Genomic DNA, 17,118 nt, shown 5'->3' on the forward strand with positions numbered 1-17,118 from the left:
ACATTTAACATTTAACATTTAACATTTAACATTTAACATTTAACATTTAACATTTAACATTTAACATTTAACATTTAACATTTAACATTTAACATTTAACATTTAACATTTAACATTTAACATTTATTAAATTGATTTTTTAAAAAAGTTAAAAATATCAATTGGTTATTTTTATAACAAAAAATTGGCATATATTTTTCAAAAAAGCGGGATACCTATCACAAAAAAATCTGTTAGTTTTAACAAAAAACTGGTGGCTATCTCACAATTTGGAAAAATGGCCTTAAATGAATTAGTAAACATCTACCTGAGCAAATTGGGAGCTTGTCCGTCTGGTCGCGCTAATAATTAAAACATACCGGGATTTACCACCTCTTACCAAGAGCATTTTTCTACCAGAGGATTTAACCGGAATAGACAACCTTATGGATCAAGCCCGGATCCCACGACCTTAAAATCCAATAATGCACCAAAGCTTAAACCAGCTTTGCCAAGGCTTTACCTAAGACCACAAACGGCAATAAATCCGCAAGCGGGGTGTTATTTACCTCCTGATAAACCCGCCTATAGTTTGCCAAGGATGGGTTGCCTGCCGTCATCGTAAAATAATCGGCGCATTGGTAAATGCGGCTGACCAGCATTTGTTTGATCATTTTGCCCGTGGTTTGCTTGATGTCAGCTTGCAAATCACGGGCGACGGTATGCTCCCACACGGTATGCAACGGCACTTTTGCCAACCGCGCCAGCACAGCGTCTATACCTAAAAACTCACTAAGCTCATGGTACAAAGCCAAAATCGTGGCGATTTTCTGGGTGTTGCCCGCCAAGGCGACCATGAACGCGAAATCGTCCATACAGGCCAGCACCGCCAAATCTTCCGCCAACCCAAGCGGAACGCCCGCTTGTTGATGTTCCTGGCATTGTGTCATGTACAACAAGCTGGAGTTTTGTTTGACATAACCACGGTAATCTTCGAAATAGCTCCGATATTGTGCCAAGGTTCCCGCGTCAGGGCGTAGCGGCTGCCCATGCGCCAAAGTCCATTGGCAAGCCGTCAGCAAGGTATTTTCCAATTGCAGGCAGCAAAAGTATTGCGAACCGGCGGAAAGCTGGTTGTCCAACGCGGCAATTGCGGCCCGCAGGGTGTCGCCGTCAAAAATCCTGTCAAAACTCAAATAACAACTGACTGCATCCAGCACATTGTCGGTTTCGGCGGCGAGGTTTAAAAATCCACAACCCGCTTGGTTGATGATTTTATTGCTGATCATCGTGGCTTTGATTTCTTTCGCCAAAGGATGGCTGCTGAGATGCGTTTGATATTGCCCAACAATTTGTGCGGGGAAATAAGCCTGCAAATAACAACCGCAACAATCGTCATGCAATAATTCGGCTTGGTGTTGGATTTGGGAGGTCAGATAGCGTTTGCTGGCAGCCAACAACACGGCAAATTCGGAGCGGGTGAGGGTTTGCGTAGGCCGCGTCAAAATGGCTTTGTTGGGCGGAAACGATTCCACGGCCTTATCAAGAAAACCCGCCGCTTCCAAGTGTTCGGCAAGATGCAGATAAGCTTCGGCCTGGCCTTCACTTCGGCATTGCTCCAGCGATAGGCACAAACTTTGGGCGATATTGTTCGCCAACACCAATTGGCAAACCGCGTCGGTCATATCCGTGAACAAGGCTTGGTAATCGTTGATAAGATTTCTTTTCTGCAAGCCCTTGAGCAGGATTTTTAAATTCACCTCATGATCGGAAGTGTCCACGCCCGCCGAATTGTCCACGGCATCGGTGTTGATGCGCCCGCCACGCAAGGCAAATTCAATCCGCGCTTTTTGCGTGAAGCCCAAATTCGCGCCTTCGCCGACAATCTTGGCCTGCAATTCGGCGGCGTTGATGCGGACATTGTCATTGCTGCGGTCGCCGACTTCCTCGTGTTTCTCGCTGCTGGCCTTGACATAAGTGCCGATGCCGCCCAACCACAACAAATCTGCGGGAGCGGCCAACAAGGCCCGGATCAATGCCTCGCCGTCCAAGGTTTTATAGCGTAGGCCTAGCCATTCCTTGAGTTCAGCGGAGATGGGAATATCTTTGTCGCTACGCGCATACACGCCACCACCAGCGGAAATCAAACTACGGCCATAATCATTCCAACTCGAACCCGCCAAGTTAAACAAACGTTTACGTTCGTTAATCGCACGGTCATCAGCAGGTGGATTGGGATCGATGAAAATATGCTGGCCGCTAAATGCCGCCAGTAAGCGAATGTGCGGCGACAACATCATGCCATTGCCAAACACATCGCCATCCATGCTACCGATGCCGACCACGGTAAAAGCCTGGTTTTGGATGTCTGTGCCAATTTCCCGAAAATGCCGTTTGACACATTCCCATGCTCCCCGCGCCGTTATCCCTAAAGCCTTATGGTCATAACCATGCGAGCCGCCGCTGGCAAACGCATCGCCCAGCCAGAATTGGTATTCGTCGGCAACGCCATTGGCAATGTCGGAAAACGCCGCCGTGCCTTTGTCCGCCGCCACCACCAGATACGGATCAGGATCATCGTAAACCACCAGATTAGGCGGTGCGACGATATGTCCGTCCACCCAGTTATCCGTCAAATCCAGCAAACCGTGCATCAGTTTGAGATAAGCTTGCTTGCCGGCGGCGCGAAAATCCAGCTTGCCGCCGTTCTTTTTGACGACAAAACCACCTTTCGCCCCCGTAGGGATAATCAGCGCGTTTTTGCTGATTTGGGTTTGCATCAGCCCCAAAATTTCGGTGCGGAAATCATCAGGACGGTCAGACCAACGGATGCCGCCGCGTGAGATTTTGCCGCCGCGCAAATGGATACCCTCCATATCGACGGCATGAACGTAAATCTCGGCCTGCGGTTTTGGCATGGGCATGTCGATAACACCCAGGCTATTGATTTTAAAAGAGATAAAATAATCATCTACATCACGACGGACATGAAAATTGCTACGCATGGTCGCGTCGATCAGATTAAACAAAGTCCGCAAAATACGGTCGGCGTTCATGTCGGTAACGCTTTTCAGGCTGTCCAACAATTGCAAACGCAACGGGAACAACGCCTGTTCTTCGCGGCGCATCGGGTCTTGCCACTCAGGATTAGGCCGGAAACGCGCGTCAAAATAAAGGCATAAACCTTTTGCCACTTCAGCATGGCCAGTCAAGGCATGGTGGACGCTGATCCGGCTGGTGTGGTGGTCTAGCTGCAAAAAATAATTGCGGTAAGCGCGTAGCAAATCAATGTCTTGCCAAGGCAAACCCGCCAATACGCACAATTTATTGAGCGGGTCATTTTCGATTTTGCCGTCCATCACCGCTTGCAAGGTCGCCAAGATCCGGCTACGCAATCTCGGGAAATCCTCATGCGGGATTTTCGCGGCGTGGATGGTGAAGCTTTTGATAAAAAACAATTTATCATCCGCGAATAGCCGAAATTGCACTTGATCCATCACCCGCAGGTTCAAGTTTTCCAAAAGCGGGATGTATTCATCAAGAAACCGCTCTTGTTGGCTGTAAAAATGCAGACGAAAATGTTCGACGCCTTGGCAAGGTCTTAACAGACTGACGCTTTGTGCATCCGCACCGCCCAGTTTCTGCAAATGTAGCAGGTCTTGCAAGGCGTAACGTGGCGATACCAAAATCTGGTATTCGCTACTGAACAGCGTTTGATAGCACTGGATGAGCTGGTCTGCACTGGCTTTGCCGATGGCTTTTGCCGCCAATTGTCCAAGCCGGGTTTGCCAAGATGGGTGCTGTGCCATTGTGGTCATAAATACTTGATGATTTCCAACACATTGCCGTCGGTTTGCCGTGTATAGGTGACCGAATCCATAAAAGTCCTGATGAAAAACAAGCCCATGCCGTTTTCTTTAGGATGCTCGAAATCCGGTGCCGGCACTTCTTCCAAATCAAATCCTTGGCCGTGGTCATAAACTTTTATCGTCAGTTGCCGTTCTTCGATGTGTATGCAAATCCTGACCGTGTCTTTGGGATCTTTGTCCTGTGCATGTTTGATGGCGTTGGCGGTGGCTTCCGTCAAAACCAGATTGAGATGGTAAGCCAGCGCGTTGCGGTCCCCCGAATAGCTATCCAGCTCTTTGGCGATACGCTCGCCAATGCTGCCGATAAGGTCAAGATAACGGGTTTGCGTGGGGATAATGACATCGACTTGAATGATCGCAGGACTCATGGCGCGGCTCTGTATTATGCTTGCGTGGCAAGGGCTTCATTGAGATCGGCATAAATCTCAAACACCCGGTTTAGGCGCGTGATTTCAAACATCGCCAGCACCGGTGGCTGGATATTGACCAAAATCAACCTGCCGGATTTGGCGACCGCCTGTTTATGCCCGGACAACAACGCCCCCAGACCGGAACTGTCGATAAAACGCACTTGCTCCAATTGCACAATGATGGGTTCGCCGCCCTGCTCGACCCGTTGCAACAATTCAGCTTTTAAGCCCGCTGAATTATGCGCGTCGATACGTTCGTCCTGAATGGACAGCACTTGGCATCCATTGATGGTTTCCTGCTTGAAGTTCATGGTGGGTTTTCCTAAGAAGATTTCAGTTGTTATACCACTAGCTGGAGCTTAAGCAAAAACTGCTTCCATCGAAATAACTGGGGCCAGAGTAAACTTAACACCCTGCTATACTGTTGATGTTTATATCTATCGACTTCGGGAAAAACAAATGGCGAGACTGGCCCGCGCGTGTCCAATCGAAATTCCTCAGTAAACAAAGGCATGGCGCTTGGCAGCGAGCGATTTAAAGCGGAAATAGAAAATTTGAGCGGTCGGCGGATGGCCGCCAAAAAAATGGGTAGGCCTGTCGGCTGGCGGAAGAAAAGAACGGATCAGTGATATATAAGTTTACTCTGACCCCAGTTATTTCATCGTCAGATTTTTTTACATGCCTAACTAACAAGCCCCAAAAAAATATGCTATATACTTATTTCATATAAATAAAGATTTTTTGGCACTCATATTGCTTGTTATAGAGGGCGATTGTCATTTTTCAAATGTCGCAATTTTAACCAAACCACAGAGAGAACTATCATGAATAAATATTTACTAATGGCTTCATTAGCCTTGGGGTCATCAAGCTTTGCAACCAGCTCACAAGCCCTTTCCCTATCTGGCGGCAGCTTCACCAATGCCGAACAGACCACTGAAATTAACCAAACTGGCTTATTGAACTTGTTTGACTCCACGTTAGGTATTCTGACAGGAGTAACCTTCACGTTCACAGGCTCAGGCACAACTTCATTCAATGCAACAAACAATGCGGCGCAAAGCCAAACATTTAAAATCGATTCTACTGTAAACCTGTTCTACAGTTCCACCAATGGAGCAATCCAAGCCGCATTAACCACATTGAGTAATCCGTTAGTGATTTTGACTGCCACTACGGGCTTCCAAACATTAGGAAGTAGTGCGAATGCTTCATACGGGCCATTTACCGACAGTGATTTATTAACAACCAGTGCGTTTGGTGGTTTCTTAGGCAATTTCCAAAATGCTGGCGGTGGTACATTTGATGTTGGCTGTAATTCATTATCAGGTGTAGCAGTAACTGGCGGCGGCGGCAATATCGCTACAAGTCAAACAACAACCGCTGGTTGTGGCGCATCAATTTCTTATGAATACGATCTAGCACCACCTCCAAGCCTTCCTGCTCCAACTAGCTTGAGCTTGATCGGTGTTGGTGTTGCAGCATTTGCAGCTTTACGTCGCCGTAAAGCCGCATAAATTTGGCTTGATTGCGGATTGCCCAAGCAATCCGCAATTTTAAAAAATAACTGGGGTCAGAGTAAACTTAAACATCTGCTATACTGTTGATGTTTATATCTATCGACTTCGGGAAAAACAAATGGCGAGACTAGCCCGCGCGTGTCCGATCGGAATTCCTCAGCATGTGATCCAACGTGGCAACAACCGACAGGTCTGCTTCGCCAACGAGCAAGACTTCGCAGCTTATGCGGGTTGGCTGGAAGGCCACTCAAAGAAATACCAGGTGGATATTCATGCCTGGGTATTGATGACCAACCATGTCCATTTGCTGTGTACGCCGCGGGGCCAAAATGCGGTTAGCCACATGATGCAGTCACTGGGCAGGCACTATGTGCGCTATTTCAATTTCAGCCACAAGCGGACGGGGACGCTTTGGGAAGGGCGGTTCAAATCCTGTCTGGTGCAGGAAGAAACTTACCTCATGCAACTTTATCGTTACATCGAGTTGAATCCGGTCAGGGCCGGGATGGTAGGGCAACCGTCCGATTATGCCTGGTCGAGCTACCCGGTAAACGCATTAGGAAAAGCATCAGGACTCTGTACGCCCCATGCCGTATACCTTGCGTTAGGCCAGGATGCAAACGGGAGGCAAGCCGGTTACCGTGAATTATCCAGGCATCATGTTGACGGGGCATTGCTGGAAGATATCCGGCTGGCGGTAAACAAAGGCATGGCGCTTGGCAGCGAGCGATTTAAAGCGGAAATAGAAAATTTGAGCGGTCGGCGGATGGCCGCCAAAAAAATGGGTAGGCCTGTCGGCTGGCGGAAGGAAAGGACGGATCAGTGATATATAAGTTTACTCTGACCCCAGTTATTCTGACCCCAGTTATTCCATACCGTAGGGTGCAATAGGCGATAGCCGTATTGCACCGCATGTTGGCGTTCAAACATCCGGCGCATTACGCTATCGCTAATGCGCCCTACGCGGGCTAAAGATTGCCCATAATTAAGGTGTAGTGCAGATGACAAATAAATATCTTCTTTTGAAAAAATATCAGGAAATGGATTCTTTTGAACAGGTTAATCTTTTGAGATTTGATCAAGCTGGTATTGATGAAGAAACCCCATTACATATAGCAAGTTATGGAGGCGACATAGATGAATTAATAATAATGCTGAATACGGATGTTGATATAAATGTTAGAGGGGATATTGGAAACACTCCTTTACACGATGCAGCATCGAAAAAGCATGAAAAAGTTGTCTCCGCTCTTCTGAAAGCCGGTGCTAATCCAATGATAAAAAATGATTATGGTGATTACGCAATAGACTTTGTAATGAGTGATGATGGGACAAACATTAAGGCAATACTTTTATCTGCAATGAATGCTTGCAAATCATAAGTCAGGTTAGCACGTAGGATGCGGTGAGGTACGAACCGCATCGTTCGAGAAAAAATATGGGGTCAGGTCTTGCAAAATAACACACAGGCGTTTTGAATATGATAACTGATGTTACGCACCGACTACGAACTATCAATAACTTACAACCCGTAAGGCGCATACCGTAGGGTGCAATAGGCGATAGCCGTATTGCACCGCATGTTGGCGTTCAAACATCCGGCGCATTACGCTATCGCTAATGCGCCCTACGCGGGCTTGTCGTGCACCAAACCAAGGATTGGATTATTGTGGTGCCAACAACGATCCAACAATTTATCTAAAAAATGCCTTTAATAAAAAACAGTGCGGTTCTTTGGGTTCGACAATAGAACACGAGGTTTCTCATTCTTCACCGTTAAATTATTCGGAAACGGATGCCTTCGTTCTTGAAAGAAAGACATTTAGTACTCCAATGCCTACACCTGAACAATTCTCAGATAAATATCCAGAATAACTGGGGTCAGAGTAAACTTAACCCCCTGCTATACTGTTGATGTTTATATCTATCGACTTCGGGAAAAACAAATGGCGAGACTGGCCCGCGCGTGTCCAATCGGAATTCCCCAGTAAACAAAGGCATGGCGCTTGGCAGCGAGCGATTTAAAGCGGAAATAGAAAATTTGAGCGGTCGGCGGATGACCGCCCAAAAAATGGGTAGGCCTGTCGGTTGGCGGAAGAAAAGGACGGATCAGTGATATATAAGTTTACTCTGACCCCAGTTATTTATAGCCAAAATGCTGGGATTCCTTGCGTCATCCCAGCCTACGAGCTTATTTGCAGTGATGGCAAACAATGAAGCACTTATTTTTTAACGATTATAATTGTGTCACCTTGAAAACAGATGGCATCAATTTTTTTTGCCAAAGCAATTTGTATAGGTGCTGGACGGCTCATTTGATAACTCAGATGTTTTTTTCCACGCCCACCCACCAAATAAGTCAAACGGCTGAAATAGGTAAATGCATCTTCATAAGAATCTGCATGAGCCCCTTCATTTTTAGGCGAAAAACTGGTGTTTATATCTTCAATAACAAATATACCTCCATCCGCCACAGTTTGAAAAAGTATTTCAAAAGAAAGTATCTGATGCGACCAGAAATGGCTGGCATCATCAATAACAATTTTGTTGGAGGGATATTTTTTTGCCAACATAGAAAGAAAATCTAAGGAACTCAAATCCCCTATTTCAATATCAACACGCTCCGTTTCTACAGTTTTTGCATCAGGCCGAATATCAACCCCGACGATATTGGCATTTTGAAAATAATCACGCCAAGTCAGCAATGATTTGCCTTTATTCCGCTGTGGGCCAACTCCTAGCTCAAGCAAGGTAAAGCTATCCTCTTTAAATTTTGAAAAATAAAACTCATAAAACCGCATATAGTCATGGCGATCACTTGATTTATCAGTGCCATGATGTAAAGAAAGCTCATCAAGCTCGCCCTTTGCAAAAAAAATTTTCGTTGTTGAAGCCATATCGTTTCTGGTTATATGTAGAGTGTTTAAATTGTGGAATTGGGAATCTTCAGTTATTTGGCCAAATGGCTCGTGCTTGACCTGTATAGTGAGCCTAGCCCAGTCATAATAATATTAAAAACTAATGGCGGGCAATGGATATTTATTATCCAAACGTTAATGCACCACTCTCTTCTCCGTCCCGTCCACCTGAATAAGCACACTGGCTTCCCGATATAAATCTTCGTCAAACATCCCTCAAACCGCTACGGACTTTCTCATTCAATTTGGATGCGTTTGGGGACAAAAGCTTTGACAGGTATTTTCGCCGGATTAGCCCCAGCCAACACCGCTGGCGCGATACGCCCGATTTCCGCACCAACTTCCTGGTAATCCGTGTGCTATATCAAATAGCGAACCGATTAATGACCGCGCAGGCTTAGAAGCCAAAATGCTGGGATTCCTTGCGTCATCCCAGCCTACGAGCTAGGCATTCATCGATTTCAACAACACCAGATAAGGGTTCTCGTACACTTCGCACCATCGCAATTCGAAACCGATGCAACATAGCCCATGTGGCACGGTATCTACAAGGCTTGAGTTTTTATGTTTTTTCAAGGGGGCGGAGTAGTTATGTATTTATACGTTTATTTTTATAAATTCGCCTATAATCCTGCTGTTAAGACATAACAAGTCAGTCACAGGACTGTTCGCCATTCCGTCTGGCTAAGTTTGTTTTTTTCACGGGTAAGCGGCTTCGCTTAAGGCACTCAAGCGGGCACCCTTACCGTAACGTTAGACTCCACAAGATAAGCCGAGTGTAGAGTGGGCAAGCGTCTTTTTGCTTGCCTACCGGGAACCGGGAGCAATCGGTGGGCGCGATAGATCCGCGCCAACCCTGCCTAGCTTGTTGTGTTTGCAACCTTAATATTTTCTGGAGCCGCTATGTCCATCAACCAATCTTCCGCCACCAGCGCCATTCGCGTGGCTATCGGCATCTTCGGACTCGGTTCTGCTTGCATCGCATCGACAATGGCACAAGCGGCGACAGTCGCCTACGACAATCTCGACCTATCCCGCTCCAACGGCGTGGACTCCATCAATCCCGTTATCGGCATAGGCCCTGCGGCTGATTCCTTTACCGCCAGTGCCGGGAACCGGCTGACCGATATTAAGCTGGATCTGTCCCGTGCCAACCTCGGCTCGACGGGGAGTTTTACGGTTTCGCTCCTCAGCGATAACGCCTTCACGCCCGGCTCGACCGTGGCCACCTTGGGGACGTTCAATGACAGCACCTTGGACGGCACGCTCAGAACGTATGATTTCTCTAATTTCTCTCCGGTCAACCTGACCATCGGCAGTCGTTACTGGATTCAGGTCGCAGGTTCCGCCAATTCCTCGGCAAGCTGGTCGTGGTCGTCAAACCTCAGCGGAACGACGGGCGTGGTGGGCGAGCGTTATGCCAATAAACTGGGCGAGTATCCCAATAGCGGCGGCCCTTACCAGATGCAGGTCACCACCGCGACTTACAACAGCCTGTTCGACAACTCGGCCTTGGCCAAATCCTCCGGTGTCGATTCTATCAATCCGGTCAATGGCTTAGGCCCCATCGCCGACTCCTTCTTCAGTCCCAAGGCAGAACGGCTGAGCGATGTGAAGCTGGCGCTCTCCCGTGCCAACCTTGGCTCGACGGGGAGTCTGACGGTTTCACTCTTCAGCGATAGTTCCTTCAAATCGGGTTCGTTCTTGGCCAACTTGGGGACAATCAGCGACAGCCTGTTGGACAACACGCTGAAGCTGGTCGATCTGTCTGGTTTTGGGATCATCGATTTGGCGGCCGACACCCGCTATTGGATCAAAGTCGCCGCTTCCAGCGGTTCCTCGGCAAACTGGTCGTGGTCGACCGACATTAGCGGGACGGGCGTGGCCGGCGAGCGTTATTCCAATAAGCTGGGCGAGTATCCTAATAGCGGCGGGCCTTACCAGATGCTAGTCAGCGCCGTGGATATCCCCAGCGGGCCGACCAGTGTCCCGGAACCTGGCAGCATCGCCCTGTTGATGGCGGGAATCGCGGCCTATGGTTTCGGCAGGCACCGCATGGCCCGGTCTTAAGGCCCGTAGGGCTGATAACGCGTTGCAGGACGTTGCCGCCGTATTCGCTTTTAGCGACGGGTTCGATGGTCGAAAGGGAATTTAGCGCTGAGCGGTGCAGCCAGCGATTCGGTCAGGCGAATTTCAATGGTGCAGTTTGGGCAGGTGATAGTCGGTTCAGTCATTTGCTTTAGTGCCAAGGGTGATTTAAATTGGGCAGTAGCCGATAGGCCATCGATTTGGCTTATAATACAGAAAATTTGACCACGGCAACGTAACCGTAATCTGTTAATCCGAGGTGTTATGACAGCTATCACGCAATTGTCCCAACTGGATTTAAACGCCACTTACAGTTATGCCGATTATCTGACCTGGCGGCTGGAAGAGTCGGTGGAGTTGATACGCGGGAAAATCATGCTGATGACCCCCGCGCCGAATGTGAAGCATCAGCGGATTGTCACTAATTTGGGCGGGGCGTTGTTTAATTATTTCCATAAAAAGCCCTGCCAATTGTTTTATGCGCCTTTTGATGTCAGCCTGTACGATAGCCGAAAATCACGTTTAGCGGACAGCGAAATTTTCACCGTCATGCAGCCGGACTTATGCGTGGTTTGTGACCCTGAAAAACTCACCACGCAAGGCTGTAATGGTGCGCCCGATTGGATTATTGAGGTGTTGTCGCCTGGCAATAGCAAGCGGGAAGTGCAACTGAAATACCAGCTTTATCAAGAAAACGGCGTGAGTGAATATTGGCTGGTTTACCCTTATGAACAATCGGTCTACCAGTTTGTGCTGAACCCGGAAACCGACAAGTACCAATTACAGGCCATGTACGCCGAAGATGATATTGCCATACCATATCTTTTCCCCGATTTGAATATCGACTTGGCAGACGTGTTTGCCGAATAACCCATTAACGCCATTCCGGCATGGCTACCGAAATTCAGTCGCCAAGCATGGCTATTTTAGAATGCCTCAATAATAAGGAATACACCGACTATGACCACCTGGGAAACCGTTATCGGCCTAGAAATCCACACCCAATTGTCCACCCATTCAAAAATCTTTTCCGGCGCATCCACTGCCTACGGTGCTGATCCTAACACCCAGGCTTGCGCGGTGGATTTGGGTTTTCCCGGCGTATTGCCGGTGTTGAACGAGGCCGCCGTAGAAAAAGCCGTAATGTTTGGTTTGGCGATAGACGCGGACATTGCCCCGCGTTCGGTGTTTGCGCGGAAAAATTATTTCTACCCAGATTTACCCAAAGGCTACCAAATCAGCCAGATGGATTTACCGATAGTCGGTAACGGACACATGGATATTGAAGTCGATGGCGAAACCAAACGCATTGGCATCACCCGTGCGCATTTGGAAGAGGACGCGGGCAAATCCCTGCACGAAACTTTCCACGGCATGAGCGGCATCGACTTGAACCGCGCCGGTACGCCGTTGCTGGAAATCGTTTCCGAACCGGACATGCGCTCCGCCAAAGAAGCCGTGGCTTACATGCGCAAACTGCATGAACTGGTGCGTTATCTGGGGATTTGTGACGGCAATATGCAGGAAGGCTCGTTCCGCTGTGATGCCAACGTCTCCGTGCGTCCGCTTGGGCAAGCCGAATTCGGCACCCGTGCCGAAATCAAAAACATCAACTCTTTCAAATTTGTTGAAAAAGCCATTAACCATGAAGTCGAGCGGCAAATCGAACTGATCGAAAACGGTGGCAAAGTCGTGCAGGAAACCCGTCTGTATGATGCCAATAAAGACGAAACCCGCGCCATGCGTAGCAAGGAAGAAGCCAACGATTACCGCTACTTCCCCGACCCGGACTTGTTGCCCGTGGTCATCACCGAAGAATTTAAGGCACAAGTCAAAACCACGTTACCGGAATTGCCCGAAGCCAAAAAACAACGCTTCAAAGACCAATACCAGCTTGATAATGAAAGCGCGGTGATTTTGACTTCATCACGTCCATTGGCGGATTATTTTGAAGCCGTGGTCGCCGAATGCGGCGCGGGTTCCCGACCCGCCGCCGCACTTCCACCATCCCTGGCGGTCGCGGGTTGCGAAGCCAAGTTGTGTGCCAACTGGGTGACAGGCGAATTGTCCGCCGCGCTCAACAAAGCCGATTTGGAAATTACCGGTTCGCCCGTCAGTGCCAGTCAATTGGCGGGCTTGTTGGCGCGGATCAACGACGGCACCATTTCCGGCAAAATCGCCAAGCAAGTGTTTGAAGAGCTTTGGCAAACGCCGGATTCAACTGCTGACGGCATCATCGAAGCCAAAGGCTTGAAACAAATCACCGACACCGGGGCGATTGAAGCGGTGATCGACCAAATCATCGCCGATAACGCCAAGCAGGTTGAACAGTATCAAAACGGCAACGACAAAGTGTTTGGCTTTTTTGTCGGGCAAGTGATGAAAGCCATGCAGGGCAAGGCGAATCCGGCGGAGGTGAATAAAATGTTGCTTGGTAAATTGAAGAAATGAGCAAGGGCTTATATGCGTTTGTTGAATACGCAATGGTTTTTTAGCAATCCTGATTTCTCCATCATTTTTATTCCCTAATATTGGAGCGTTTTATGTTGCCGCTATCGCCACGCATTTAACTGGGCTTGCGTTTCGCTGCAAGTTACGATGAAATAGAAAACATCCTATGTCCTCCAGATTTTGTTAAATTTGTAATGAACGAAAAACAAAAAATTGTTGTTGAAGCCACACCGCATTACTTAGCCTCGCAATCTGCGCCGCAGCAGCATCGCTATGTTTTTGCCTACACCGTTACGATTACCAATCATGGTACTGAACCCGCCAAACTGTTAAGCCGGCATTGGCTGATCACGGATGCTAACGGCAAAATCCAAGAAGTCCGGGGTGAGGGCGTGATTGGCGAGCAGCCTTATCTTAAGCCGGGGGAAATGTTCCAATACACCAGTGGTGCGATGTTGGAAACACCCGTTGGCACGATGCAAGGCGAATATACGATGCGCTCTGATGATGGCGGGCAGTTCAACGCGATGATCCCTAAATTTACCCTATCCATACCCAGGACTCTGCATTAACAAATGGCTATCTACGCTATTGGCGACGTTCAAGGCTGTTTTGATGATTTATTAAAGCTGCTGGACTTAATCGCATTCGATAACACTACCGACCAATTATGGTTTGCCGGGGATTTGGTCAACCGTGGCCCGAAATCCCTGGAAACCCTGCGTTTTGTCAAAGGGCTGGGCGACGCGGCGGTTATAGTGCTGGGCAACCATGACATGCACTTGCTGGCGGCTTCTTGCTCCCCCAAAATAGCCAACAAAAAAGACGCGCTCACACCGATATTGGAAGCACCTGATTGTGGTGAATTGATAGATTGGCTACGCTTCCGTCCATTGTTCCATTACGATCAGGGTTTTTGCATGATCCATGCTGGCTTGCCGCCGCAATGGGATTTTAACAAAACCCAGAAAATGGCCGCGCTGGCGGAGGGCACGTTAAAAAGCCCTGATTACGCGATATTTTTGAAACAAATGTACGGTAATAAGCCCAATATGTGGTCAGCCAACTTAAAAGGCATGTCCCGTTTACGCTTCATTGTCAATTGTTTTACACGGATGCGCTACTGCGATGCCGAAGGCCGTTTGGATTTTGCCAACAGTGGCCCTATCGGTTCTCAACCTAGGGGCTTGATGCCGTGGTTCCAAGTCCCCGGCCGACAAAATGCGGATATGCGTATCATCTGTGGACATTGGTCGACGCTGGGCTATTACGAAGGTGACAATTGTTATGCGATTGATACCGGTTGTCTTTGGGGGGGGCAATTGACTGCGATCAAGCTGGGTGAGCCGGTGGAGCGGTTCAGCATCGACTGCCCTGGGGAGAAAAAACCCAACAAGCTTCGCGTCATGGAAAAACCCACGCCCACTTGCGCGAATGATGCGCCGCTTGCATCGGCGGCTGTTTCTGCAAATTAAAACAGTCGGCGAATTAAAACAATTATTGGGCGACCTTAAGGAACTTGCGGTAATCAATTGAAACCTTAAGCCCCGCGAAATTGCCCGCCATGATAATCAGTTCCTGGTTTTTTTTATCAAAACTCAGCTTGACTTCATTCAAGGCGTTTTTTTCATAGCCTTCTTCGATACGCGGCGTGTCGAGCAGGAAACGGTAGAGATACACTTCCTGCCCGGGTTCATCCTGGATCGACAGCGGCTCACCCAATTTTGCCAGCACTTCAGACTTTTTGGGTAACGCGGCATTAATTTTTCCAACTAAATCGGTGTTGGCTTTCAGCGACTGATTTTCCTTGTCAATCTCCCCGCCGGCAATTGAGCGCAACGACACTTCCAAAAATGCCGGCGGGGCTATTTGTAAAAACAGCGATGAAAACGACCAGGCGGTGAGTTTCTTTTCTGCGTTAAAAGCCATATCCGAATAAAATTTGATGTCTGGCTTGACCAGATGGTTGTCCTTGTCGACTTTCCGAAACCAGTAACGCCAGCTTCTGCCGTCTTTAATGAGATTATCTTCGCTGGGATACAGCTTGGCGAGGGCGATGAAATCTTCGCTATACATTTTGGGGTCGTTAAATTGCAAAGTGAATTGGTCGGTGACCGCCACTTTGAAATAGCGGTCAAATTCGCTCATCTGTAAATAAGTTTGGTAAGCGCGTAGCCAGTATATGCAGCCAGTCAATGACGCCGCCAGAATGAACAGGCCGACAACCCGAAAACTGCGTTTGATCAATTTAGTTGGCTTCATGGTTTGCTCATGTTGGGTTAATGGCGGGTTTCTGACGTGATGCCCAGGCCATCCTGGGTCAAAATACTTTCTATATCGACTTTGTCAAATTGATAATGTGCACCGCAAAATTCGCAGATCACTTCAATCTGCTGTTGTTCGCGGAGAATGTCTTCCAGTTCGGCCCTGCCCATCGCCCGCAGGGTGCGTTCAATACGCGGACGTGAACAGGCGCATTGGAAGGCAATCGGTTCCGGCTCGAACAAGCGCACTTTTTCTTCATTGAACAAACGGTACAAGACTTGTTCGCAATCGAGTTCCAACAATTCCGTGCGGGTGATGGTGTCCGCGAGCATTTCGATGCGCTCCCAATCCGCCTGAAAATGTTTTTGCGCGGGCAATTCCTGTAGCAACAAGCCCGCCGCATGATGTTGATCGGCAAACAACCATAAACGGGTTTTGAGCTGTTCCGATTGTTGGAAATAAGTTTCCAAGGCATTCGCCAGGGTTTCGCCCTCTAACGGCACAATGCCTTGATACGGGTCACTATCAACCATCTCTATGGTCAGCACCAAACGGCCTTGTCCAAATAACGTTTCCAGAGTGCCGCCATCAACGTCAACATTGCTACGCACCAAGCCGCGGATTTTACGGTCATGGGTTGCTTGGGCGACCAAGGTTTTGATGTTGCCATCACCTTGCGCTTGCAAAATCATCGAGCCGGTAAATTTGACCGTGGCGGACAACAGGCTCACCGCCGCCAAGGCCTGTCCCAATAATTGCTGGACAAAGTCTGTGCCCTGTTGATGCTGGCGGGCGGCCTGCCAGCTTTGGCTTAACTTGACCCATTCACCACGCACACCCAGCTCTTCAAATAAAAATCGGTGTAAAATATCTTGCTTACTCATGTTGCCCTCAGAAAAAGTCCAAGCTTTATTATAAGGCAAATTCCTGATAGTCTTAGGAAAAAGCAACGTCAACATATAGGGTTATTATGAGTTTATTCAATATAAAACAAAGTTTGCCTGATCCTGACGAAGCCTTGCCGGGTCGGGATATTCCTATGCCTATATACAATCGGCATTTTGTCACGGGCAATCCGATTGCGCCGCCGTTCCCTACACATCTGCAACAAGCCGTGTTTGGGATGGGCTGTTTTTGGGGGGCGGAACGGAAGTTTTGGCAGCATCCAAACATTTATAGTACGGCGGTAGGCTATATGGGCGGCTATACGCCCAATCCGACGTATAAGGAATTATGCACCGGATTTACAGGCCATAACGAAGTCGTCAAGGTTATTTATGATCCTGCAAAAACGCATTATATGGATTTGTTACGCATTTTTTGGGAAGCCCACGATCCCACCCAAGGGATGGGTCAAGGCAATGATGTCGGCACCCAGTACCGATCCGGCCTTTATGCGTATACGGAAGAGCAACTGGATATGGCATTGGCCTCCAAGCAACATTATCAGGAACAACTGAGCCGTGCGGGATTGGGGATAATCACTACCGAAATCATGCTCGCCAGCGAATTTTATTATGCGGAGGAATACCATCAACAATACCTAGCCAAAGACCCACAAGGCTATTGTGGCTTAGGCGGCTTGGGTATTTCTTACGATTTATACAAATAAGCTATT

General features: G+C 48.3%; 15 protein-coding genes. 9 read left to right on the forward strand and 6 right to left on the reverse strand.

What is annotated here, in order from left to right:
* Positions 1-476: 476 nt before the first annotated feature.
* Genes PHH59_RS12700 through PHH59_RS12710 form a run of 3 tightly spaced genes read right to left on the reverse strand, consistent with a single transcriptional unit; the run spans position 477 to position 4,569 of the window.
* Positions 477-3,797 (reverse strand): NAD-glutamate dehydrogenase domain-containing protein, encoded by a 3,321-nt coding sequence (locus PHH59_RS12700; protein WP_300016652.1) that lies wholly within the window; start codon positions 3,795-3,797, stop codon positions 477-479.
* The gene (locus tag PHH59_RS12705) at positions 3,794-4,216 is read right to left on the reverse strand and encodes an ATP-binding protein (RefSeq protein WP_300016655.1); all 423 of its coding nucleotides are present in this window, start codon (positions 4,214-4,216) and stop codon (positions 3,794-3,796) included. The genes PHH59_RS12700 and PHH59_RS12705 overlap by 4 nt, the downstream gene beginning before the upstream one ends.
* Positions 4,217-4,230: 14 nt before the next feature.
* Positions 4,231-4,569, reverse strand: a complete 339-nt coding sequence (locus PHH59_RS12710) for an STAS domain-containing protein (RefSeq protein WP_300016658.1) — start codon at positions 4,567-4,569, stop codon at positions 4,231-4,233.
* 513 nt (positions 4,570-5,082) lie between these two features.
* On the opposite strand from PHH59_RS12710, the gene PHH59_RS12715 reads away from it, so the two are divergent.
* From PHH59_RS12715 to PHH59_RS12725, 3 genes are all read left to right on the forward strand, one after another.
* Positions 5,083-5,775 (forward strand): choice-of-anchor E domain-containing protein, encoded by a 693-nt coding sequence (locus PHH59_RS12715; RefSeq protein ID WP_300016661.1) that lies wholly within the window; start codon positions 5,083-5,085, stop codon positions 5,773-5,775.
* Positions 5,776-5,896: 121 nt separating this feature from the next.
* Positions 5,897-6,604 (forward strand): transposase, encoded by a 708-nt coding sequence (locus PHH59_RS12720; protein ID WP_300016666.1) that lies wholly within the window; start codon positions 5,897-5,899, stop codon positions 6,602-6,604.
* Between the two features lie 175 nt (positions 6,605-6,779).
* On the forward strand, positions 6,780-7,160 hold the full coding sequence (locus PHH59_RS12725; RefSeq protein WP_300016669.1) for an ankyrin repeat domain-containing protein: 381 nt from the start codon (positions 6,780-6,782) through the stop codon (positions 7,158-7,160).
* A gap of 840 nt (positions 7,161-8,000) precedes the next feature.
* Here PHH59_RS12725 and PHH59_RS12730 read toward each other — a convergent pair.
* The gene (locus PHH59_RS12730) at positions 8,001-8,675 is read right to left on the reverse strand and encodes a hypothetical protein (protein ID WP_300016672.1); all 675 of its coding nucleotides are present in this window, start codon (positions 8,673-8,675) and stop codon (positions 8,001-8,003) included.
* A gap of 924 nt (positions 8,676-9,599) precedes the next feature.
* On the opposite strand from PHH59_RS12730, the gene PHH59_RS12735 reads away from it, so the two are divergent.
* The 5 genes from PHH59_RS12735 (at position 9,600) to PHH59_RS12755 (ending at position 14,710) form a co-directional block, all read left to right on the forward strand.
* Positions 9,600-10,766, forward strand: coding sequence for a choice-of-anchor R domain-containing protein (locus PHH59_RS12735; RefSeq protein WP_300016675.1), 1,167 nt, complete (start codon positions 9,600-9,602; stop codon positions 10,764-10,766).
* Positions 10,767-11,048: 282 nt separating this feature from the next.
* On the forward strand, positions 11,049-11,654 hold the full coding sequence (locus tag PHH59_RS12740; protein ID WP_300016678.1) for a Uma2 family endonuclease: 606 nt from the start codon (positions 11,049-11,051) through the stop codon (positions 11,652-11,654).
* Between the two features lie 90 nt (positions 11,655-11,744).
* Entirely contained in the window at positions 11,745-13,235 is a 1,491-nt protein-coding gene (gatB, locus tag PHH59_RS12745) for an Asp-tRNA(Asn)/Glu-tRNA(Gln) amidotransferase subunit GatB (RefSeq protein ID WP_300016681.1), read from the forward strand.
* Positions 13,236-13,429: 194 nt separating this feature from the next.
* A complete protein-coding gene (gene apaG / locus PHH59_RS12750) occupies positions 13,430-13,807 on the forward strand; it encodes a Co2+/Mg2+ efflux protein ApaG (protein ID WP_300016684.1) in 378 nt (125 codons plus the stop codon).
* Between the two features lie 3 nt (positions 13,808-13,810).
* On the forward strand, positions 13,811-14,710 hold the full coding sequence (locus PHH59_RS12755) for a symmetrical bis(5'-nucleosyl)-tetraphosphatase (RefSeq protein ID WP_300016687.1): 900 nt from the start codon (positions 13,811-13,813) through the stop codon (positions 14,708-14,710).
* Between the two features lie 22 nt (positions 14,711-14,732).
* Here PHH59_RS12755 and PHH59_RS12760 read toward each other — a convergent pair whose 3' ends face one another.
* Positions 14,733-15,497 (reverse strand): hypothetical protein, encoded by a 765-nt coding sequence (locus PHH59_RS12760; protein WP_300016690.1) that lies wholly within the window; start codon positions 15,495-15,497, stop codon positions 14,733-14,735.
* Positions 15,498-15,514: 17 nt separating this feature from the next.
* Positions 15,515-16,384: an Hsp33 family molecular chaperone HslO gene (gene hslO / locus PHH59_RS12765; protein WP_300016693.1), complete on the reverse strand. Its 870-nt coding sequence runs from the start codon at positions 16,382-16,384 to the stop codon at positions 15,515-15,517.
* An 86-nt stretch (positions 16,385-16,470) separates the two neighbouring features.
* Between hslO and msrA the strand changes: the two genes are divergently transcribed.
* Positions 16,471-17,112: a peptide-methionine (S)-S-oxide reductase MsrA gene (gene msrA / locus PHH59_RS12770; protein WP_300016696.1), complete on the forward strand. Its 642-nt coding sequence runs from the start codon at positions 16,471-16,473 to the stop codon at positions 17,110-17,112.
* The last annotated feature ends 6 nt before the right edge of the window (positions 17,113-17,118 follow it).

This window comes from Methylovulum sp. (assembly GCF_028687615.1).
In the GTDB taxonomy this organism is placed as follows: Bacteria; Pseudomonadota; Gammaproteobacteria; order Methylococcales; family Methylomonadaceae; genus Methylovulum.